General features: G+C 67.1%; 18 protein-coding genes. 12 read left to right on the top strand and 6 right to left on the bottom strand.

Features of this window, described 5'->3' with window-relative positions:
- Positions 1 to 2 precede the first annotated feature (2 nt).
- Positions 3 to 500 (top strand): Fe-S cluster assembly sulfur transfer protein SufU, encoded by a 498-nt coding sequence (sufU, locus tag GV792_RS10295; protein WP_163823832.1) that lies wholly within the window; start codon positions 3 to 5, stop codon positions 498 to 500.
- Positions 493 to 864, top strand: coding sequence for a metal-sulfur cluster assembly factor (locus GV792_RS10300; RefSeq protein ID WP_163823833.1), 372 nt, complete (start codon positions 493 to 495; stop codon positions 862 to 864). Before sufU ends, GV792_RS10300 begins: the two co-directional genes overlap by 8 nt.
- Before the next feature lie 131 nt (positions 865 to 995).
- On the opposite strand, the gene GV792_RS10305 is transcribed toward GV792_RS10300, so the two are convergent.
- Both GV792_RS10305 and GV792_RS10310 read right to left on the bottom strand, forming a co-directional pair.
- Positions 996 to 2459: an alpha/beta fold hydrolase gene (locus tag GV792_RS10305; RefSeq protein WP_163823834.1), complete on the bottom strand. Its 1464-nt coding sequence runs from the start codon at positions 2457 to 2459 to the stop codon at positions 996 to 998.
- A 6-nt stretch (positions 2460 to 2465) separates the two neighbouring features.
- Complete coding sequence (locus tag GV792_RS10310; RefSeq protein WP_256673797.1) at positions 2466 to 4715, bottom strand: CHAT domain-containing protein; 2250 nt, start codon at positions 4713 to 4715, stop codon at positions 2466 to 2468.
- Positions 4716 to 5262: 547 nt separating this feature from the next.
- On the opposite strand from GV792_RS10310, the gene GV792_RS10315 reads away from it, so the two are divergent.
- The 8 genes from GV792_RS10315 (at position 5263) to GV792_RS10350 (ending at position 13629) form a co-directional block, all read left to right on the top strand.
- On the top strand, positions 5263 to 6888 hold the full coding sequence (locus tag GV792_RS10315; RefSeq protein WP_163823836.1) for an ATP-binding protein: 1626 nt from the start codon (positions 5263 to 5265) through the stop codon (positions 6886 to 6888).
- The gene (locus GV792_RS10320; protein WP_163823837.1) at positions 6888 to 7322 is read left to right on the top strand and encodes a roadblock/LC7 domain-containing protein; all 435 of its coding nucleotides are present in this window, start codon (positions 6888 to 6890) and stop codon (positions 7320 to 7322) included. Before GV792_RS10315 ends, GV792_RS10320 begins: the two co-directional genes overlap by 1 nt.
- Positions 7319 to 7666 carry a DUF742 domain-containing protein gene (locus GV792_RS10325; RefSeq protein ID WP_163823838.1) on the top strand — a complete coding sequence of 116 codons (348 nt, stop codon included), beginning with the start codon at positions 7319 to 7321 and terminating at the stop codon, positions 7664 to 7666. Before GV792_RS10320 ends, GV792_RS10325 begins: the two co-directional genes overlap by 4 nt.
- Positions 7641 to 8246, top strand: coding sequence for a GTP-binding protein (locus tag GV792_RS10330; protein ID WP_163823839.1), 606 nt, complete (start codon positions 7641 to 7643; stop codon positions 8244 to 8246). The genes GV792_RS10325 and GV792_RS10330 overlap by 26 nt, the downstream gene beginning before the upstream one ends.
- Positions 8243 to 9511 carry a cytochrome P450 gene (locus tag GV792_RS10335; protein WP_163823840.1) on the top strand — a complete coding sequence of 423 codons (1269 nt, stop codon included), beginning with the start codon at positions 8243 to 8245 and terminating at the stop codon, positions 9509 to 9511. The genes GV792_RS10330 and GV792_RS10335 overlap by 4 nt, the downstream gene beginning before the upstream one ends.
- A 10-nt stretch (positions 9512 to 9521) precedes the next feature.
- Positions 9522 to 10754 carry a cytochrome P450 family protein gene (locus tag GV792_RS10340; protein ID WP_163823841.1) on the top strand — a complete coding sequence of 411 codons (1233 nt, stop codon included), beginning with the start codon at positions 9522 to 9524 and terminating at the stop codon, positions 10752 to 10754.
- A 14-nt stretch (positions 10755 to 10768) separates the two neighbouring features.
- Positions 10769 to 12037: a cytochrome P450 gene (locus tag GV792_RS10345; protein ID WP_163823842.1), complete on the top strand. Its 1269-nt coding sequence runs from the start codon at positions 10769 to 10771 to the stop codon at positions 12035 to 12037.
- Between the two features lie 341 nt (positions 12038 to 12378).
- Positions 12379 to 13629 carry a cytochrome P450 gene (locus tag GV792_RS10350; protein ID WP_163823988.1) on the top strand — a complete coding sequence of 417 codons (1251 nt, stop codon included), beginning with the start codon at positions 12379 to 12381 and terminating at the stop codon, positions 13627 to 13629.
- A 43-nt stretch (positions 13630 to 13672) separates the two neighbouring features.
- On the opposite strand, the gene GV792_RS10355 is transcribed toward GV792_RS10350, so the two are convergent.
- Positions 13673 to 15262: an ABC transporter permease gene (locus GV792_RS10355; RefSeq protein ID WP_163823843.1), complete on the bottom strand. Its 1590-nt coding sequence runs from the start codon at positions 15260 to 15262 to the stop codon at positions 13673 to 13675.
- Positions 15259 to 16170 carry an ABC transporter ATP-binding protein gene (locus GV792_RS10360; protein WP_163823844.1) on the bottom strand — a complete coding sequence of 304 codons (912 nt, stop codon included), beginning with the start codon at positions 16168 to 16170 and terminating at the stop codon, positions 15259 to 15261. Before GV792_RS10360 ends, GV792_RS10355 begins: the two co-directional genes overlap by 4 nt.
- Before the next feature lie 134 nt (positions 16171 to 16304).
- Here GV792_RS10360 and GV792_RS10365 point away from each other — a divergent pair, with 134 nt between their 5' ends.
- Entirely contained in the window at positions 16305 to 17351 is a 1047-nt protein-coding gene (locus GV792_RS10365) for an alpha/beta hydrolase (RefSeq protein WP_163823845.1), read from the top strand.
- Here GV792_RS10365 and GV792_RS10370 read toward each other — a convergent pair.
- Positions 17326 to 18339: a helix-turn-helix transcriptional regulator gene (locus GV792_RS10370; protein ID WP_256668139.1), complete on the bottom strand. Its 1014-nt coding sequence runs from the start codon at positions 18337 to 18339 to the stop codon at positions 17326 to 17328. The two genes, GV792_RS10365 and GV792_RS10370, sit on opposite strands and share 26 nt — an antisense overlap.
- A 61-nt stretch (positions 18340 to 18400) precedes the next feature.
- On the opposite strand from GV792_RS10370, the gene GV792_RS10375 reads away from it, so the two are divergent.
- The gene (locus GV792_RS10375) at positions 18401 to 20668 is read left to right on the top strand and encodes an excinuclease ABC subunit UvrA (protein ID WP_309139095.1); all 2268 of its coding nucleotides are present in this window, start codon (positions 18401 to 18403) and stop codon (positions 20666 to 20668) included.
- Between the two features lie 63 nt (positions 20669 to 20731).
- On the opposite strand, the gene GV792_RS10380 is transcribed toward GV792_RS10375, so the two are convergent.
- Positions 20732 to 21592 (bottom strand): universal stress protein, encoded by an 861-nt coding sequence (locus GV792_RS10380; protein ID WP_163823846.1) that lies wholly within the window; start codon positions 21590 to 21592, stop codon positions 20732 to 20734.
- Positions 21593 to 21597 lie beyond the last annotated feature (5 nt).

Below are 21597 nucleotides of genomic sequence, written 5' to 3' on the forward strand. Positions count from 1 at the left end.
TCATGCGCATGGAGCAGATGTACCAGGAAGTGATCCTGGACCACTACAAACACCCGCACCACCGCGGGCTGCGGGAGCCGTTCGGTGCCGAGGTGCACCACGTGAACCCGACCTGCGGCGACGAGGTGACCCTGCGCGTCCAGCTGGACGGCAACGGTGATGTCGCCGATGTGTCCTACGAGGGGCAGGGCTGTTCGATCAGCCAGGCCGCCACCTCGATCCTCACCGATCAGGTGATCGGGCTGCCTGTTCAGCAGGCGCTGAAGGTGGTCGACTCCTATAACGAGATGATCTCCAGCCGCGGCACCGTCGAGGGCGATGAGGACATGATCGGCGACGGCATCGCGCTGGCGGGTGTGGCGAAGTACCCGGCGCGGGTCAAGTGCGCGCTGCTGGGCTGGATGGCGTTCAAGGACGCGGTGGTCCGCATCACCTCCGCCGAAGACGCCAAGCGGACAATGGGCAGTGATCCGTCCACGAATGGGGAACGTCATGAGTGAAACACCGACCACCGAAGCCGTCGCGCCTGCCGAACTCTCGGCCGAGGAGATCAAGCACCTGGAGGACCTCGAGGAGGCCATGCGTGATGTCGTCGACCCCGAACTCGGCATCAATGTCGTCGACCTCGGCCTGGTCTACGGCATGCAGGTGGACCAGGACAATGTCGCCACCCTCGACATGACCCTCACTTCGGCCGCATGCCCGCTGACCGACGTCATCGAGGATCAGTCCCGCAATGCCCTTGTGCGCAGCGGTCTGGTCGACGACCTGAAGATCAACTGGGTCTGGATGCCGCCGTGGGGCCCGGACAAGATCACCGAGGACGGTCGCGAACAGTTGCGCGCCCTCGGGTTCACCGTCTGACCCGAACTCGATCTATACCTACGTGACCATCGCGCTCGATCGCGGTGGTCACGTTCGTTTCCCGAGACCGCACTGCCCAACGCCACGTGTGGTCCATCAGCCACGCGAGTGGTCGCGCTGATGTGCGCAGTTCACGCAGTGCGCAACCAGCGCACGAGCGATGCGGTGAGTGCGGGATGGTCGAAGTAGCCGAAGTGGTCGACGGCGGCCGTGGCGTCGACGGCGAGATGATCGGTGATCGGCAGGGGATGGGTGCCCTCGAGGGCGAGAGCGCCCGCCGTCGGGACGACCAGGTCGTTGTCGGCGCGGCCGAAGACCAGATCGACGCCGCCGTCTCCGGCGATACGCAGCAATGAAGAGCCCGCGGGTGGTTCGTAGTTCGCGCCCGCGGTGAAATAGCGTGCGCGGGTGGGATGGCGGCCGGTGAGTTGTTCGGTCAGGAACGATGCGCTCGGATTCATCGCCATGAGACCGTCGAGGCCTTCGGCGACGCCCGCGGCGACCTGTTTCACCAGCGCCAGCACGATATCGAGGGCATCGGTGACGCCGTTGTCCGGCACCAGCTGCAGCAGCGAGGTGAACCGGTTGAGCAGCTGCTCGTGCCGGGCGACATCGGCTAGTGCTGTGCCCGCGTTGGGGGTGCCGACGAGCACGATCTTGCCCACCGACAGTGCGTCCGCCGCATCCACCAGATCCGGGCGCTCGGTCAGTACACGTCCGACGAGCCCACCGCGCGAATGGCAGACGACGTCGACGTCCAGGCGCGCGCCGCGTTCGCGCAGATGGTCGGAGAGCCAACGGATGTTGTCGACGGGCGTCCGCGATACCGTCGGATGGTCGAAGGCGACGACCCGTCCTTCGTAGGCCGCGTGCAGTTCTCGCATCGTCGCCGCGGGAAGTTCGCCGAAGGCGCCGTGCGTCGAACTGAACGTGCCGTGCAGCAGCAACAACGCCCGGCCGGTACCCATCCGAGCCAGCGCGTCATTGCTCAGTTCGGCCCCGGGTGTGCGGTAATCATCGGGACCGACGGCGCGCAATCGATGCGGATGCCGCCTGTTCTCGACGAATTCGGCGAACCGAGCACCGACCCAGCCCGCGCCTTCGCGCACCAACCGGAACACGAGCACCTTCAAGATCTTGGTGCCGATCGCCCCGGTCAATCCGCGATGGACGCCGGGCACCTCGGCCGCGGGCACGACCGTGCGCGGAATCCGATAGGTCAGCAGGCCCGGCGCCGCCTGGGGGAAATGCCAGGTGACCGCACCGTCCTCGGAGACGTACAACACCACCTGCCGCCAACCCGCACCCGGATCCTCGACCTGCATGACGATATCGTCCGGGCCACCGGCCGCCCTGGTGCCGCTGGATTCGGTGCGTTCACGCGGTTCGAGGATCTCGACGGTGAGGTCCTCCTCGAGATCGTTGAGTGTCAACGCCGTCAGCAGTGCGTCGGTCGTCTGTTCGGCGGTGCGGGTACCGGTGCTGCTCGCTTCATGCACGGTGGCCCGCCCGGCCAGTCCGGGTGTGCGCAAGGTGATCCGCCGGTGCACCTCGACCGCGCGGCCGTCCTCGTCGAGCAGGAACTCCTCGGGCATGTGCCGCTACCTTTCCGGTGATCTGTTGCGCCGCAGTGTGAGTCGCGGATGGCCGAAGGCAAGATAGCCGAGATGGGTCGGGGTGACCCGTTCGGGATCGGCGACCACCCGGTCGCGGGTGTAGTCGGCGCGGGCGCGGCGCAGCAGCTCCGCGACAGGAACCGGAGGGTCGGCGAAGGCACCGTCGTAGAACCGCGCCGCGAGCTCGGCGGCGACCGTATCGTCGATGGTCCACAGCGGCGCGACCACACCGATCGCGCCGGTGCGCAGCAGCGCCGTCGCGAAGCCGGCATAGCTGCCGAGAATCGACTGTCCCGCGCCGACCGAACACGCGTTCAGGTAGACGAACGGCGTGCTGCTCGTGTTACGGAGGCCCCGCACCGCGAGGGCGGTCAGGAACGAGGCCGCGAAACCGTCGGCGCGCGGCTCCAGCAGGACGAGGCCGTCCTCTTGGACCGCCTCGTCGAAGGTGCCGTGCAGCGCGACGTGCAGCAGGTCGACCGGCATCCGTCCTTCCAGGCAGCCGATGACCTGCTCCCGCATCGGTGGCAGAGGCGTGATGGGCCCATATTTTTCGTCGAACCGCGTGGCCTCGGCGACCGCGGCGGGCAGCGGTGGGAAGTTCCTGACCCCTTCGTAGTCGGCGGTCAGCACCGCCTGCCTGTTGATCGGATGCTCGCGCCGCAAACTCGGCCGCGGACCCTCCGGCGCGAAGGGCCAGCGCGACATCGCCAGATGGGCGCCGAGGAACGGAGCGTCACCCGCGTACACGGTGCACAGCGGTGGGTCGAAGACCGCGAGCTCCCACGGTACGAACGCCTCCTCGGTCAGCCACAGCACGGCCGGGGCGTCGTCGCGGCCCCGCACGAGCTCGCGCAGCACCGTCCGGATTCCGCTGGGCAGCACCGAGAACACCAGATCGCCGTAGCCCTTGAGGTTGTCGAAGATCCCCACCCCACGAAACGCCTCCGCTTTGACAAGACGGCGTGTGTAGGTGGCGAAATCGCGTGCGGTGTGGTCGATACGGCTGCGTCGCTCGGCATCGGGGAGGGTGATCTGGCCGCCGAGCGCGTAGGCATCCCAGACGTAGGTGTCGGGCTCGTCGGCCCGGTACACCACCACGACGAGGTCAGGGGGTGCCTCGTCGAGCAGCGACTCGAGATCGAGCAGCTGGTGTGACGGCGGGGGAGGCGGCGGCTGGGTCGCCAGCCTGCTCGCGTTCGCCACGACCACGAGGGTGCGTGCCGCCAGCCCGATGATCCGCCCCTGCCTGCGGATGATCAGCCGCAGGGTGCGTTCGGGTGTCAGCGAGGGGGCGGTCACCGCACGCAAGGTCAGCGTGTGGCGCGGATACGGATCGGCGAGCGTCACACGCACAGCGATATGCGGATCATCGGCGACGATCAGCGATTTCGGGTCCACCAGCACTTCGATCTGGATCTCGAATTCCGGATCCGAGGAATACACGTGCATCTGGCCGGACACCATCGTGGCCATATCGAAGGTCTCCGACAGCCCGACAGTGACCTGGAACGACTCGCCCGCGACGACGACGTCCGGCGCCTCCAGCCGCGGATAACAGGCGTAGGCCCAGATGTCCTCGGTCGGCGCGACCTCGGAGTCATCGGTGGGCACCAGATCGTCGACGGCTCGGGGCAGGTCCGTGTCGTTGCCGGTGCGGTCGATCCCCGTGTAACCGCCGTCCTCCAGCGCTGACACGTCGATGGACCTGGGCAGTACACGCCGCCTCGGATGCCCGAGCAGGTCACGGAGCCTGCGACGTCTACTGCGGGTCTCGCGCCCGTCGGTCGGCGGCTGCGCCGGTTGTTGCCCGGCGTCGTAGCCGACCTGGCCCGGCCGCCCCTCGGCTCGCGGGGCCTGCGGTTCGGTTTCGGTCCAGCGATAGCCCTGACCGGGTTGTGCCGCCGAGCCGGTCGCGGAGGAGCGTGCGCCACTGCCGGACTGTCCGGCGACCGCGCGCGCCAGCGCGTTCCGGAACGATGGATCGATGCGTGCCGTCGCTTCCAGGACCGCACGCGCGGCGATACGAGTTGCCTCGGAGGGTTCGCCACCGGACCGAGATTCCCAGACCAGCCTGTCGATCTCGGTGTCACTACCGAGCTTCGCCATGACGACATTGCCGACCTCGACCGCCGCGGTATCCAACGCCCAGCCGGTCAGCTCGCCGGCCCGCAGCCTGGTGCGCTGCTGCCACCCCACCGCGTACGCGATCAGCAGGGCGACCACGAGGTCCATATCCACGCGGGCCCCTCCTGTCGTAGTTGATAGCCCGATCACCGCGCACTGTCGATACGTTGTGGGAAGTCTTCCAGAAATGCGGACCCGTCCGCAGGTTTCGCCGGACATCGCCGCACGGATGCGACAACGACCTCCGCACCGACCTGCAGACAGACCGACCGGGCGGTCCGGTCTGGCCGCACCGCCCTTGACGTGCACGAACGGGATCCCCTCCGCCGCAACGGATCGCGTTCTGTAAGTCTGCGTTGCCAGTTCGGCAGAGAGTTCGCCGCATTGCTGCTAGGGTGGGCGAGTCGTCGGGTTCCGAGCTGCCGGAGCAGGGTTGGTCCGTTGGCTCGGCGGTCGATCGAAGTGCTTGTCCGGCGGTTGCTTTCGGGCAGCCTGTCGAGGGTTTTCGATGCTCTGCCGGGTGCCCGACGCACAACCTCATCCGGCCAGGGGTGTAGTCATGGTCGGGCGTCACGAGGAAGGCGAAAAGAAGCGCTGTGGCAGCAGGCTGTGGCATCTTGTGGCGCTCCCTCGAGCCCCATCAACGAGAGAGCTGATGAATCTGAATATCGCCGTGCTGGTTCCGTGGATCTTGGCTCCTGCTCTCGTCCTCGCGGTGGCCTGGTACGCGGTGCGGGCAGTTCGGGAGCAGCGGACCCGGGCCGACGCGCTGGAGCGAGACCTCGGCATCCGTGAAGAGATCCTGGAGCGGTTCGCCACCACCACGCTGCCGTCGCTGACCGAATCGGTCCGCAGGCATGAGCAGCCCGCGAACGTCGTCGAAGTCCCGGAGGGGCTGGAGGATTCGCGGTTCGCGCAGATCATGCGCTGGGTGTCCGAACGCATCGCCGAGGATCTGCGCGGAATCCAGACCGAGACCAGGGAGAACACGGTCCGCGAGGCCGAAGAGCAGACCCATCGCGCGATCACCACCGCCGAGTCCACCGTGCGCGCGGACGAGGCGGCCAAGCGTGAGAAGGCCGAAGGCGCCGCGCGTGAGGCCACCAGTGCCGCGGTGCGGTCGTTCGGTACCTCTGTGGTCAGCCTCGGCGCCGATGTGAGCCAGGTGGTCAGCGCCGCGCTGCGCGAGCATCGCGACGACGCGGTCTACGAAACGCTCATCCGCATCGACCACACCGTGCAGCAGATGATCCGGCAGGCGCAGTCCTATGTGATCGTCTGTGGTGGTCTGCCCGGACGTCGCTGGCCTGCGCAGTCGCTCACCGACGTGGTCGGCGGCGCCATCGGCCGCGTCCGAGACTTCCTGCGGGTGCGCTCGGGCCAGCTCGATCGCGTGGTGATCAGTCGTTCGGTGGAGCCGCTGGTGCACACCCTCGCCGCGCTGATCGACAATGCGCTGCGCTACTCGCCGCCCACCTCCTACGTCGACGTCAGCTTCCAGGAAGGCCATCACGGCGTCACCGTGATCGTCGACGACGCCGGTGTGCGCATGAATGCCGAGCAGATGGAAGAGGCCAGGCAGGTGCTCGCACACGAGCGCTCGGTCGACATCCACCAGCTCGGCCCGGCCCCCAAGGTCGGCTTCCCCGGCATCGCGGCGCTGGCCCGCCGCTACGGCTTCACCGTCTACATCGACGGCCCCAACGCCTACGGCGGTATGCGCGCCATGGTGTACATCCCCGAGACACTGCTGGTCAGCCCGAGGGCGCCGCAGGCCGAAGACGCCGCACCGTCCGCACCGGCGGGGATGTCGTCGATTCCGGCGCCCATGCCGTCCGGGCCCGCCGCTGCCGTCCTGCACGGGGAATCGGCTCCGACCACCACACGGGTCAGGGAGGCCGCACCGCTGGCGGCAGTGACCAACATGACCACGGCGAGTTCCGGATCGATCACGACGCAATCCGTGCGGTCCACCATCGGATCGGCCGCGGGGAGCGGACCGGCCGATTCGCCGACGCGAACCACGACGACGGGGGGCCATGCGTTGACCGGGGTGTCCGACTTCCCTGACACCGAGGACCGTCCCACGATGACCGATGTCACCACGGGCGGTCTGCCCAAGCGCCGCCGCCGTGCGGTCGCGGTGGTTCCGCCGGTCGGGCAACGCAGCCCGAATGCCGAACCGGGTAAGGCCCGGCCCGAGATCGCCGCCGCTTGGCATAGCGGCTCCAAGAGCGGCCGCGCCGCCGCAACCGACGACACCGAAGGGATGACATCCTGATGGGCTCACCGAGAACTGTTGTCACCGACAGCACCAACAAGCTCGGCTGGTTACTCGAGGACCTCGAGATTCCCGGCGTCCGCTTCGCGGTCCTGCTGTCCGACGACGGGCTGCGGATCGCGCACTCCAGCGGAGTCACCAAAGACGACGCCGAGCGCTTCGCCGCCGCAGCCTCCGGTCTGAGTTCGCTCGGCAAGGCGCTCGGTGAATTCTGCGGCGGCGCACAGAATGGCGTGCGGCAGAACATGACCGAGTACGACCAGGGGATGATCCTGATCACGGCGGCGGGCGAGGGCGCCCTGCTCGGGGTGTCCACCACCACCGATATCGATGTGGGCCTCATCGCGCACCGGATGAACGAGCTGGCCGGCCGAGTCGGACACGAACTCGGCAGTCAGCCGCGCGGGAGCGTTGACGGCGGCGAAATGCCATGAGCGGGCCGCGGCGTGATCCCGACCTGGTGCGCGCGTATGTGCGCACCAGGGGACGCTCGCGTCCGACCCGTGAGTTGGACCTGGTCACCCTCGTCATCGCCGTCAAGAGTCCGGGGCCGGGTACGAGCCCCGACGCGCGGCGGGTGGCCGGTGTCTGCGCCCGTGGCGCCCTCTCTATCGCCGAGATAGCCGCTTATCTGGACCTGCCGCCCTCGGTGGTCAAGATCATCGCCGCCGACCTCCTCGACACCGAATACCTCGCCATCCCCACCCCGGCCGAATCACTGCCGGAGATAGCTCTGCTCCAGGAGGTTCTCAATGGGCTCCGTGCTCTCCCGGCCTGACCGCACCGTCGATTATGTGCCGGAGACCGTGACCCGATCGGTGAAACTGCTCGTCGCCGGAAGTTTCGGCGTCGGCAAGACCACCTTCGTCAGCAGTGTTTCCGAGATCAAGCCGCTACGCACGGAGGAGACCATCACCCAGGCCAGCGTCGGGATCGACGATATGGCCGGTCTGTCGGGTAAAACGCAGACCACGGTGGCGATGGATTTCGGACGTATCACTCTCAATCCCGAACTGGCGCTGTACCTGTTCGGTACCCCGGGTCAGCAGCGGTTCGTACCGCTGTGGGAAGAGTTGGCCCGCGGTGCGCTCGGTGCGCTGGTTCTGGTCGACACCCGCCGTATCGAGAAGGCCGACGAGGTGCTGTCGGTGCTCGAGGAACGCGGTGTGCCGTACGCGGTGGGTGTCAACGAGTTCGAAGGTGCCGACCGGTTTCCGCTCTCGGAGGTCCGTGACGCGCTCGACCTCACCCCGGACACGCCACTGACAGCATTGGACGCACGTGACCGCGGCACCTGCCTGCGCTCGTTGATCATGCTCGTCGAATTCCTGTTCCATCGACTGGAGTCTCGTCTTTGACAACCCATCAGCCCGTCACAACACCACAACCTCCCTTCAGCGGCTGCCCTGTCGCGCACGGATCGCCGATTGATGCCGAAGGCCCGCGGGTCTCGCTCTATACCGAGGAGTTCTCGGACGATCCGCATCACGCCTACCGTGAGATGCGCCGACGCTTCGGCTCGCTGGTTCCGATCGATCTGGCGCCCGATGTGCCCGCGACCCTGGTGATCGGCTATCAGGATGCGGTGCGGATCCTCAACGACCCAGACCATTTCCCGGCCGACCCGCGCACCTGGCAGACGAGCATTCCGCAGGATTCGCCGGTCAAGCCGATGATGGAGTGGTATCCGAACGCGCTGCGCAACACCGGCACCGCCCATGCCCGTTACCGGGCCGCCTACGTCGCGGGTATCGACAAGATCGATCTGAACGCTCTCAACAGCACCGTCGAGAAGATCGCGATGCCGTTGATCAACACCTTCTGTGAAGAAGGTTCGGCCGACTTGGTCACCCAGTACGCGTTCCCGCTGGTGTTCGAGGTGCTGAACCAGTTGGTCGGCTGCTCACCGGAATTGGGCCAGCGTATCGCTGCCGGCATGGCCGCGCTGTTCGACACCGTCAATGCCGAATGGGGGATGACCTACCTCAGCGAGGCGCTGATGGAGCTCATCCAGCTCAAGCGGTCCCAGCCCGGCGACGACGTCACCTCGGTGCTGGTGGCGCATTCGTCGAATCTGGACGACGAGGAACTGCTGTCCAACCTGATCAGCTTCTACGGTGCCGGCTTGGAACCACAGCAGAACCTGATCCTCAACACCCTCCTGCTGATGCTCACCGACGATCGTTTCGGCGGCGACATGCTCGGCGGAAGTCTGTCGACTCGGGACGCGCTCGACGAGGTTCTGTTCAACGACCCGCCGATGGCGAACTTCTGCACCACCTATCCGCGCCAGCCGATCCTGATCGACAACGCGTGGTTGCCCGCCCATCAGCCGGTGCTCATCAGCCTCGCCGGATGCAACACCGATCCAGCGATCCGTGGCGGTGATCTCTCGGGCAACCGGTCGCACCTCGCGTGGAGCATCGGACCGCATGCCTGCCCCGCGCAGTCGGTGGCGCTGGTGGTGGTGCAGGAAGCCATCGACCAACTACTAGATGCGCTACCCGAGATGCGATTGGCGCAGTCGATGGATGAATTGTCTTGGCGGCCTGGGCCTTTCCACCGCGCGCTGACGACCTTGCCGGTAACCTTCCCGGAGTCCCCTCCGTTGAACATTGCGTAAGGATCCTGTGGTGGAGCGCGAAACGATCGTCCTTGACATGGCGGGAGCAGACACCCACGGCGAGGCCGCACGGCTTCGGGAACGTGGGCCTGCGGCGCTGGTGGAGTTGCCCAACGGTGTGCCCGCGTGGTCGGTGACCGACGCCGCCGCGCTCAAGAGCCTGCTGGCCGACCCCCGGGTGTCGAAGGATCCCCGGCAGCATTGGACGGCGTTCATCAACGGCGAGATCACCCATGAGTGGCCGTTGTTTCCGTGGATCGCGGTGGACAATATGTTCACCGCCTACGGCAAGGATCATCGTCGGTTGCGTCGGCTGGTGGCGCGGGCGTTCACCGCGCGCCGCACCGCCGCGCTGCGCCCACGGATCGAGCAGGTCACCAGCGAACTGCTGGACGCGCTGGCGGCAATGCCCGCCGGTGAGGTGGTGGATCTGCGGGCGCACTACGCCTATCCGGTGCCGATTCAGATCCTCACCGAACTGCTCGGGCTGCCGGAAACGCTGGGGGCGGGCCTGCGCGTCTGTGTCGACCGATATTTCGACACCACGATCGGTCAGGAGGAGGCGGCGGCCAACTACGTCGAGATGTACGGGCTGGTCACCGAACTGGTCACGTTCCGCCGCGCCGAGCCGGGCGATGACATCACCAGTGCCTTGATCGCCGCGCGCGACGAGGAGGACGGTTCGCAGCTGACCGAGAAGGAGCTCGTCGACACGCTGATGCTGGTGATCAACGCCGGCCACGAGACGACGGTCAACCTGCTCGATCAGGCGATCGTCGCGCTGCTGACCCATCCCGAACAGCGCGAGGCCGTGGCGTCGGGACGGCTGCCCTGGACCGAGGTGGTCGAGGAGACCCTGCGTTTCGAGGCGCCCGTCGCGCATCTGCCGCTGCGGTTCGCGGTGGACGACATCGAACTCGACGGCGGCGTGCACATCGCGAAGGGCGAGGCGATCCTCGCCTCCTACGCGGCGGCGAGCCGTGATCCCAAGGTGCACGGTGACACCGCTGACGTCTTCGATCTCGACCGCGAGAACAAGGAGCATGTCGCCTTCGGCTACGGCGCGCATCACTGTGTGGGTTCGCCGCTGGCCCGGATGGAGGGTGAACTGGCGCTGCCCGCGCTGTTCGCCCGGTTCCCCGATCTGCGACTCGCGGTCGATCCGGCCGAGCTGCAACCGGTGGTCAGCTTCGTATCCAACGGGCATCAGCAGCTTCCGGTGTACCTCGGCTCAGAACGGTAATGGCAAATCTCTAGATGACTCTCAACTGGGCAACGCACCATTCGAACGCGTCCACCGGTTCGTGCCCGGTTCCGCACGTATCACCACACGAGGCCGACGGGCCGCGTTTTTCGCTGTATTCAGCGGAATTCGCGGCCGACCCGCATCGCGCCTATCGGGAGATGCGCGAGCGCTACGGGGCTCTGGTCCCGGTCGAGCTGTCGCCGGGCATCCACGCAACGCTGGTGATCGGGTACCACACGGCCGTGCGGATCCTCAACGATCCCGAGCATTTCCCGGCCGATCCCCGGATGTGGCAGAAGAACATTCCGCTCGACTGTCCGGTGCTGCCGATGCTGGAGTTCCGGACCACGGCACTGCGTACCACCGGTGCCGAGCACACTCGATATCGTTCGGCGAATACGGCAGCCCTCGGCGGCGTCGATATGCACGGGCTGCATGCGACGGTCGAGAAGATCGCGATATCGCTGATCAACTCGTTCTGCGAGGACGGCAGCGTCGACCTGATCGGCCAATACGCCTTCCCGCTCACCTTCGCAGTGCTCAATGAGATCCTCGGCTGCCCACCCGATATCGGGCACCGGGTGGCCACCGGGATGGCGGCGATCTTCGAAGGCATCGACGCCGAGAGCGGCAACGCGATGCTGCAGGACGCGCTGGCGGAGCTGACCGCGCGCAAACGGCAGACCCCGGGCGACGATGTGACCACCCGCCTGCTCCAGCACGACACCCGCCTCTCGGATGAGGAAATGGTGCAACAGCTGGTGGTGCTCTACGGGGCAGGGATCGAACCGCTGCAGAATCTGACCGTCAACACCCTGCGGCTGATGCTCACCGACGGCCGCTTTGCAGGCAGCGTCCTCGACGGAAGCCTGTCGACTCGGGACGCGCTCGACGAGGTGCTGTTCACCGACCCGCCGATGGCGAATTTCTGTAGTACCTATCCTCGTCAGCCCACGATGGTCGACAGTGTCTGGCTGCCCGCCCATCAGCCGGTGGTGATCAGCATGACCGGATGTAACAACGACCCGGCGATCAATAACGGCCAGTACGCCGATAATCGCTCACATCTGGCCTTCAGCGCCGGTCCGCACACCTGCCCGGCACAATCGGTGGCCTATCTGGTGGCCCGTGACGCCATCGACCAGCTGCTGGATGCGCTGCCGGAGCTGGCGTTGGCAGTGCCCGCCGAACAGCTCACCTGGCGGCCGGGGCCGTTCCACCGGTCGCTATCGGCGTTGCCTGCTGTGTTTCCGAAATCCCCACCGCTGCAAGCGGACTGAACAGGCGGGTTCGCCCGTTCGCTCTCCCGGCCCGCATTCGGCCGGTACAGTCGGGCAGCAAACAGCAGCATGGGCACCGGGAGTTGCCCGCCTAATGGGGGCGGAGGGTTATCGAAACACCTGCTCTCCGTGCGATGGGGAGCGGTGTGGCGAGTCCGCGGTGCCGGCTCGGTCCTGATCGGCCGGTGACCGCCGACCTCGTAGATCGTTATTCGTGGGTTCGGTAGTCCGGTGCAACGGCGCGCCCGAACCGGCCCACCTGGCAGACGATGACGCAGCAGTGGCCCGGTGCTGCCCGGTCGCGTCCGCCGAGGTCAGACCTGGAGTTCGATATCTTGACCATGCACCATCTCGCCGAATCCGGCCGATCCTGTCCCGTCGCGTATGCCATGCCGATGGATACCGAGGGTCCTCGTATTGCACTGTATGCGGCCGAATTCGCCGCCGATCCACATCGCGCCTACCGGGAGATGCGTGAACGCTACGGCGCGCTCGTCCCGGTAGATCTGGCGCCGGGTGTGCCCGCCACCCTCGTCATCGGCTATCGCACCGCGGTGCGAATCCTCAACGACCCGGACCATTTTCCGGCTGACCCGCGGGTCTGGCAGAAGGATATTCCGCCGGATTGTCCGGTGCTGCCGCTGCTGGAATGGCGCCCACAGGCCTTGCGCAGTACCGGCGTCGAACACGCCCGCTACCGGCAGGCCTACACCGCCGCCATCAACGGCGTCGACCTGCACACCCTGCACAGCACGGTCGAGAAGATCGCCATCCCGTTGATCAATTCGTTCTGCGAGTCCGGTAGCGCGGAGCTGATCAGTCAGTACGCGTTCCCGCTGACTTTCGCGGTGCTCAACGAGATCCTCGGGTTTCCTCCCGAACTCGGGCAGCGGGTGGCCACCGGGATGCAGGCCATCTTCGATGGTATCGACGCCGAGCGGGGCAATGCGATGATCACCGAGGCGGTGCTGGAACTGGTCACCATCAAGCGTGCGGCGCCGGGCGACGACATCGCCTCCCGGCTGCTGCATCATCGCGCGGCCTTGACCGAAGAAGAGATGATCCATCAGCTGGTCACGCTCTACGGTGCGGGGATCGAGCCACAGCAGAATCTCATCGTCAATACCGTGCTGCTGATGCTCACCGACGACCGGTTCGCAGGCAGCGTTCTCGGTGGCAGTTTGTCCACCCGGGATGCGCTCGACGAGGTGCTGTTCACCGACCCGCCGATGGCGAACTTCTGTGTGAGCTATCCACGTCAGCCGATTCTCATCGACGGAGTGTGGCTGCCTGCTCACCAGCCGGTCGTCATCAGCATGACCGGATGCAATAACGATCCGGAGGTCGGTATCGGCCGCTATATCGACAACAGATCGCATCTGTCCTGGAGTGCGGGACCGCATGCGTGCCCGGCGAAATCGGTGGCGTACCTGGTGGTTCAGGATGCTATCGATCAGCTGCTGGATGTGCTGCCGGAGATGCGGCTAGCCGTCGCGCCGGATCAGCTGAGCTGGCGGCCCGGCCCGTTCCACCGGGCGCTGGCCGCGATGCCGGTGGTCTTTCCACCGTCACCGCCGTTGACCGTGCGGTGAGGACATTCGGGCCGCTTCCCGATCGGGAAGCGGTCCGATGCACTCAGTTGGTTTCCACGTCCCGGTGCCGGAACCCGAATGCGCCCGCCGCGCACAGCACCACCGCGATGAGCGTCGTGATGAGCACCGGCGCCGGCGCGAAATCCACGGCGGGGACCAGCGGAATATTGTCGAACGGCGAGATACTCATCAGCCAGCTCGGGAACTTCAGCGTCGACCCGAACATCAGCACCACGAAGCAGAAGGCAAGGGCGATCCATGCACCCGACGTGGCCAGCGGCAGAAAACCGAAGAGCACCAACGTGATACCGCCGAGCACCCAGACCGCGGGCAGATAGGTGAGTGACGCGCCGAGGAAGGGCAGCAGCTGGGACATATCGCCGGCGACGATGCCGTACATCAGTCCCATCCCGAATCCGCCGAGCGCGAGCACCACCGCCGAACCGGCCAGCATGATGAGGGTGTGCCCGGCCAGCCAGCGCAGCCGCGGCAGACCGGTGGACAGCAGCGGTTCGGTGCGTCCGGCCGCCTCCTCCGCACGTAGCCGCAACCCCGAGGAGATCGTGTACGCGGAGCCGATCAGCGCCAGCAATCCGGCCGACATGGCATAGAAGGCATCCACCAGACTGCCCACGTCCTGGCCGAGCACTTCGGCGAGGTCGACGTCGCCGAGCAGATCACTCACATCGTTGCCGATCGAGCCGAACGCCAGGCCCGCCAGCAGCATGCCGATCGACCAGCCGATCAGCGAGCCGCGCTGAAGGTGCCAGGCCAGCCCCAATGCGCTCTGCAATGAGTCGCCCGCACGCGCCGGACCCGGGCGCGGGGGCACAACGCCCGCACCGAAGTCGCGGTGATCGAGCACCCGCCGAGCCACCACCGTCACCGCGATCGCGACCGCGAGCGACAGCAGTACCGGCCACCACACCTCGCCGTCGTAGGGCCGCATCGCTTGGCCCCAGCCCAGCGGTGACAACCACGACAACACCCCATTGCCCACATCGCCGACCGCGCGCAGCACATACGACACCGCGATCGCCGCACCGGTGATGCCGTAGACGGCGCGGGTGCTCTCGGTGAGCTGCGCCGCCAGCAGCGCGATCGCCATGAACACCAGGCCCGCACAGGTGGCGCCGACACCGAGCGCGATCGATCCGGCCGCGGGCAGCCCGTAGGAGATCAGGCTCAGCGCGACGGCGAGGCCGTAGACCAGGTTGGCAAGGACGGTCACGATGGTCGCGGCGGTGAAGGTGGCATGCCTGCCGACGACACCGGAGCGGATGAGTTCGTCACGCCCGGTCTCCTCGTTGGCGCGGGTGTGGCGGCCCACCAGGAACATGCTCATCAGCCCGGCCAGGATCATGCCGAAAGCGCTGGCCTGAAAGGCGACCTGGCCGCCGATGGTATCGAGCACCCGTGGCGGGCCCGCCATGGCCACCATGGCCGCGTTGCCTTCCATGCTGGCGGCGACCCGGTCGAGATCTGCCTGGCTCGGATAGGCGATATCGACGCCGACGGCCTGCGAGTAATAGACGAGTGCGCCGCCGATGAGCCAGCAGGGCAGCGCAATCCGTTCGCGGCGCAGGAAGAAATGGGTGAGGGTGCCGACGCCGGTCAGGGTGGTCGTGGTCATGACTCCTGCACCCCCGAGGCGGCGAGCTCGTCACCGTAATGCCGCAGGAACAGCTCCTCGAGCGTGGGCGGCTGGCTGGTCAGGGTGCGGATACCGAATCCGGTGAGGTGGCTGATGGCCGGGTCCAGATCGACGGTGTCGACCTGGAACCTGGCGCGGTTGCCCTCGACCACCAGGTCGTGCACGCCCGTGAGTTCGTCGAGCCCGGTCGGCGGGCGGGTGGTTTCACAGGAGATGGAGGTCCTGGTCAGATGGCGCAGATCGGCGAGGCTGCCGGTTTCGATCGCCTTGCCGTGGCGGATGATCGTCACCCGATCGCACAGGGCCTCGACCTGGGCCAGGATATGGCTGGACAGCAGGACCGTGCGGCCTTCGTTCTTGATCTCGTCGATGCATTCTTGGAAGACCGCCTCCATGAGTGGATCGAGTCCCGAGGTCGGTTCGTCCAGCATGAGCAGCTCGACATCGGAGGACAGTGCCGCCACCAGCGCCACCTTCTGCCGGTTGCCCTTGGAGTAGGTGCGGCCCTTCTTCGTCGGGTCCAGGTCGAAACGCTCGAGCAGCTCGGCGCGGCGCTTCTCGTCGAGGCCACCGCGCAGCTTGCCCAGGAGATCGATGACCTCACCGCCGCTGAGGTTCGGCCACAGGTTCACATCGCCGGGGACGTAGGCCAGGCGACGGTGGAGTTCGGCGGTCTGCTCCCACGGGTCTCCGCCCAGCAGCGTGGCCGAGCCGCTGTCGGCGCGCAGCAATCCGAGGAGAACGCGGATCGTGGTCGATTTGCCTGCCCCGTTGGGGCCTAGGAAGCCGTGTACCTCGCCGGTGGTGACCTGTAGGTCGAGGCCGTCCAGCGCGCGGGTCCGGCCGAAGGTTTTGACCAGGTTCGATATATCGATTGCCGCAGACATGCGTCAACGGTAGGGGCTCGGCGGCGGTGCGGGCGCGATTTCGGGGGTGGTGGCTACCTGGGTCAGAGCCACGGTTAACTTACCGTATAGTAAGTTAATGCGTTGCCGAGGTTGAAAGGCGTTGAGGGGCACACATGGTTTCGCTTGTGGGGGATCTGCCGCGCGCTGCGCGCAATGTATGGGCGCTATCGTTCGGCGACGGCATCGAGCCCTACGCGCCGACACCGTCGACCGTCGTCTACGACGAACCACACCGATGCCTGCGCCGATTCGACCGCGCCGAGCCGTCCACGCAGCGGCCGGTGCTGCTGGTGCCGCCGCTCGCGGTCACCCCGGCCTGCTTCGACCTGCGCGACGGGCAGAGCTTCGTGCAATTCCTGCTGGAGACCGGCAGGCAGCCCTATGTCCTCGACTACGGCGAGATGACCTACGCGGACCGCGATCTCGGACTAGAAGAGTGGACCCACGACATCGTCCCGACCGCCATCCGGCGGGTCAGCGAGGAGCACGACGGTGCCGCGGTCGAGGTCATCGGCTGGTCGCTGGGCGGCATCCTCGCGGTGCTGGCCGGAGCAGGGCACGCCGATCTGCCGATCGCCTCCGTCACCGCTATCGCTCCGCCCTTCGATCAGCGTGACACGCTGACCGTGGCGCCGCTGCGCCTGCTCGGTGCGGTGACCGGCGGACGCGAGGTCGACCTCGCCACCCGGGTCTTCGGTGGAATCCCGAGCTACATCGTGCGCACCGGGTTCCGGGTGCAGGCTTTCCAGCGTGAGGTGACCCGACCGCTGTTCGTCGCCCGCAATATTCTCGACGAGGACGCGTTGGCCCGGATGGAGGCCATCGATCGGTTCATGGCGATGATGCCCGGCTATCCCGGGCGCCTTTATCGCCAGATCCACCGCTCGTTCATCCTGCGCAACGAACTGGTCACCGGCACCATCCGGTTGCGCTCGGATCTGGTGGTCGAGACGGCCAAGCTCACCTGCCCGGTGCTGATCCTCGGTAGCCGCACCGACCTGGTGGTCCCCGCGGCCGCCGCCCGCGCCGGCCTCGAGGTGCTCACCGGCGCGTCCGAGGTTCGATTCGAGGAGGTTCCCGGCGGTCATCTCGGCATCCTGGCCGGGCCGACCGCGCGCGAGACCACCTGGCGGGTCATCGACGAGTTCCTTGCACGCTGACCGGTGCCGCGCACGACGGTCCGGCCGCGTGCTGTAACCGCTCGCCGAGTTCACGGCATCGGTCACGGAACTCGGCGGGCTCCTCGATGACGAAATCGGCTCCGACGAGAGCGAGTTGGAGTACAAGCCATTCGAACGAATCCACCCGGGTGATCACCCGGGACCGATCCGCCGACAGCGCCTCGATATCGCAGTCCTGGAACTTCAGGGCGTCGCGGATCGTCGCGGCAGGTGCGTCGACGGTGGCGACGGCGCGGTAACGGCGGGTGCTGAGACCGGCCCGCAGATAGGCGAGGCCGGATTCGGCGGGCAGCGGTCGCGGGGTGAATCGGGTGCCGATGGTCACGGCTGCGGTGATCCGGTCGATGCGGAAGGTGCGCCAGTCGGCGCGATCGAGATCCCAGGCGAGCAGATACCAGCGCAGATGGAGGTTGACCTGGCGATACGGCTCGACCCGCCGGGTCGAGGTTGCGCCGGATTTATCGGCATAGTCGAAGCGGACGTGTTCATGCCCGGCGGCCGTGGCGCCCAGTAACGACAGCAGTTCGGTATCGACCGACGGCGCGGCGAGCGGGGCGGCCTCGAGTGAACTGCGCACCGCCTCGGCGCGCAATCGCAACCGGGTGGGCAGGAATTGGTCGATCTTGCCGAACGCCCGGTCGGCGGCGGCACCGATATCGGAGCGTGCGGTTGCGTGCAGGGCGTCGGGGGTGGTGGCGCCGAGCAGTGCCAGCGCGATGAGCGTGGCCACTGATTCGTCGTCGTCGAGGACCAGTGGTGGCAGGGTGCGTCCAGCTGCCAGCTGGTAGTAGCCCGTGGGGCCGGGCTGGGTCGTGACCGGGTAACCATAGGCGCGTAGCCGGTCGACGTCGCGGCGCAGGGTGCGCGGGCTGACCTCCAGCCGCGCGGACAGATCGCGGCCGCTGAAACGGCGGCCGGTCTGCAGGGTGGCCAGCAATTCGAGCATTCGGCCGGTGGTGTCGGACATACCCCCCATTCTCCGCATATTGCGGTCAAGATCCGGCCGCATCTGGTCATACGGTCGAGTGGTGACTTCCAACGACATCGGTCCGACGCGCTCGATTCGTATCCGAGCGGCGCGTACCCACAATCTGTGTGGCATCGATATCGACGTACCGCGCGGCAGGCTCGTGGTCTTCGCCGGAGTCTCCGGCTCTGGCAAATCCTCGCTGGTGTTCGACACCATCGCCGCCGAGGCCGGCTACCAGCTCAACGAGACCTATCCGCCGTTCGTGCGCAACCGCCTGCCGCGCTGGAGCAGGCCGCAGGTGGACTCGATCGACGGGTTGTCGCCGGTGGTTGTGATCGACCAGAAGCGGCTCGGTGGCAATGCCCGATCCACCGTCGGCACCATCACCGACGCCTACACCTATCTGCGCCTGCTGTTCTCGCGGGTGAGCGAACCGTATGTGGGGGAGTCGAACCACTTCTCGTTCAACGATCCGACCGGTATGTGCCCCACCTGCGCGGGACTCGGGGAGACTCTCGCCACCGATGTCGATCGCGTCCTCGATCTGGACAAATCCCTCGAGCAGGGCGCGATCCTGCTGCCCGGCTTCGGCAACGGACAGTACTGGTATCGGCAGTACGCGGAGATCGGTTCCTTCGACCCGGAGTCGCCCCTGCGGGAGTGGAGGTCCGAGGAACGCGCGGCACTGCTGTACGGCGGCGCCGCGGCGGCCCGGCTCGGTACCCGGCCACCCAAGGATTATGAGGGTGTCGTCGCACGGTTCGAGCGGATCTACCTGCACACCTCGGAGGAGATGTCGGAACGCAAACAGGCGGTGGTGCAACGATTCACCCACGCCGAGACCTGCCGGGACTGCGGTGGCGACCGGTTGAACGAGGCGGCGCGGACCGCACGGGTGCTCGGGCACACCATCGTCGAGCTCGGCCGCACTGAGGTGGGCGAGCTGGCCGATATCGTCACCGGGGTGCAGGAGCCGAGCGTGGCGCCCGTGGTGGCGGCACTGCGTGACCGGCTCGTCGCACTCACGACCATCGGCCTCGGATACCTGACCCTGTCGCGGCCGACGCTGACACTCTCCGGTGGCGAATCCCAGCGCATCAAAACGGTCCGTCACCTGGGCAGCAGCCTCACCGAGATGCTCTACGTCTTCGACGAACCGACCATCGGCCTACACCCGCACGATGTGCGGTCGATGACCGCATTGCTGAAACAGTTGCGGGACAAGGGCAATGCGGTGCTCGTGGTCGAACATGATCCCGACGTCATGCGGATCGCCGACCAGATCGTCGAGATCGGGCCGGGCGCGGGCGCCGACGGTGGGCGCGTGGTCTTCCAGGGCGAATTCACCGAACTACGGCAGGCCGACACCCCGACCGGGCGTGGGCTGCGCGGGCATCGCGCACCACGTCCGCCCCGCTGCGCCACCGGGAAGCTCCGGGTCGAGAACGCCACCCGCAACAACCTCACGGGTCTCGATGTGGACATCCCGACCGGCGTGCTCACGGTGCTCACCGGCGTGGCAGGGTCGGGCAAATCGAGCCTTGCCGCCGAACTGGCCGCCCAGCATCCCGCCACCGTCGTCGACCAGCGTCCCGTCAGCACCAATCGGCGCTCGACCGCCATCACCTATACCGGGATCGCACCGGCGATCCGAAAACTCTTCGCCCGCCGCAACGCGGTCCCCGTCGCGCTGTTCAGCGCCAACTCCGCAGGCGCCTGCCCGGCGTGTAACGGGCTCGGGGTGATCTACACCGACCTGGCGTTCATGGACGGTCAGGAAATCGTGTGCGAAACCTGCGGTGGGCGCCGCTTCACCGACAAGGTACTCGGCTACCGGGTCGACGGCCTGTCGATCGCCGATATCGACGAACTCACCGTCGACGAGGCCATACGCAGGCTCACCACCCCGGCGATCACCGGCGCGCTCGGCCATATCGCCGACGTCGGTCTCGGCTATCTGCGCCTGGGGCAATCGCTGACCACCCTGTCCGGTGGCGAATGCCAGCGCCTGAAAATCGCCAAGGAACTCGCCGCCCGAGCCGAGCACACCCTCTACATCCTGGACGAGCCGACCACCGGCCTGCACCTGTCCGATATCGACACCCTGCTCGGTGTGCTGGACACCCTCGTCGGCAAGGGCGACACCGTTGTCGTCATCGAGCACAACCTGGAGGTCGTCCGTCGCGCCGACCGGGTGATCGATCTCGGACCCGGCCCCGGCCGGCACGGTGGACGCCTCATCCACGAAGGAACACCCGAGCAGCTCGCGGCCTGCATGGAATCGGCAACCGGGCGCGCTCTGCGCCGGGCGATCGCGGGCGACTAGCGATTCGGGCTTCCCGATCGTCGTATCCCTGACCGGTCGCGGCCGGAGTGCGGTGAACCGGGTTCAGGATGCGGCGCGGGCGATGATCACCGGGCAGTCGGCGGCATGCAGCACGGCTTGGCTGACCGAGCCGAGGGTCATGCCGACGAAGCCGCCGTGCCCGTGGCTGCCGACGACGAGTAGTTGGGCGTCGGTGGCGGTGCTGAGCAGCAGTCGCGCTGGTCGGTCCTCGGCGACGATGCATCGCACCGGCACCTCGGGATGACGCGCGGACAGCGGTGCCAACGTCTCCGTCAACCTGGTCAGCGCCTCCGCCTCGAGTTCGGGGCGGGAGAGATAGCGATAGAACTCCGACCACGCCAGCACCGCAACCAGCTCCGTGTCGCGTCGAGCCGCCTGGTCGAACGCGATGTCGATGGCGCGGATGCTGGTGGGGGAGCAGTCGGTACCGACCACCACTGGGCCGTCGCCGCGTTCGGCCGAGTCGGGGATGATCGCGACCGGGCAGTGGGCGTGGCGCGCCAGCGATGTGCTCACCGACCCGAGCAGGCCCCGCCGCAGCGCACCGAGTCCGCGGGTGCCGACGACCAGCAATCTCGCCGACGTGGACCGATCACGCAGCAGCGGCACCGGCGCCGCCTCCCGCACCCACGTCTCGATCTCGATATCGCCGATCGGCGCGGCCGCCACGACAGCGATGTCGCAGGCTTCGGCGAGCGCGTCCTCGCCCGCCTTGCGATAGGTTTCGGCGTCGATCGGTGCGTAGCCGAGTGCGGGGCCCACATCGACCGGTACCCCGATCGCGTACACGATGTGCAGTGGACTGCCGTGACGGGCGGCGTCGGCGGCGGCCCAGCGCACCGCCCTGAACGCGGAGGGCGAGCCGTCGGCGCCGACGACGACCGGTGCGCCGGTGGTGTTCATCGCGC

This window comes from Nocardia cyriacigeorgica, from assembly GCF_010868145.1.
Classification (GTDB): Bacteria; Actinomycetota; Actinomycetes; order Mycobacteriales; family Mycobacteriaceae; genus Nocardia; species Nocardia cyriacigeorgica_D.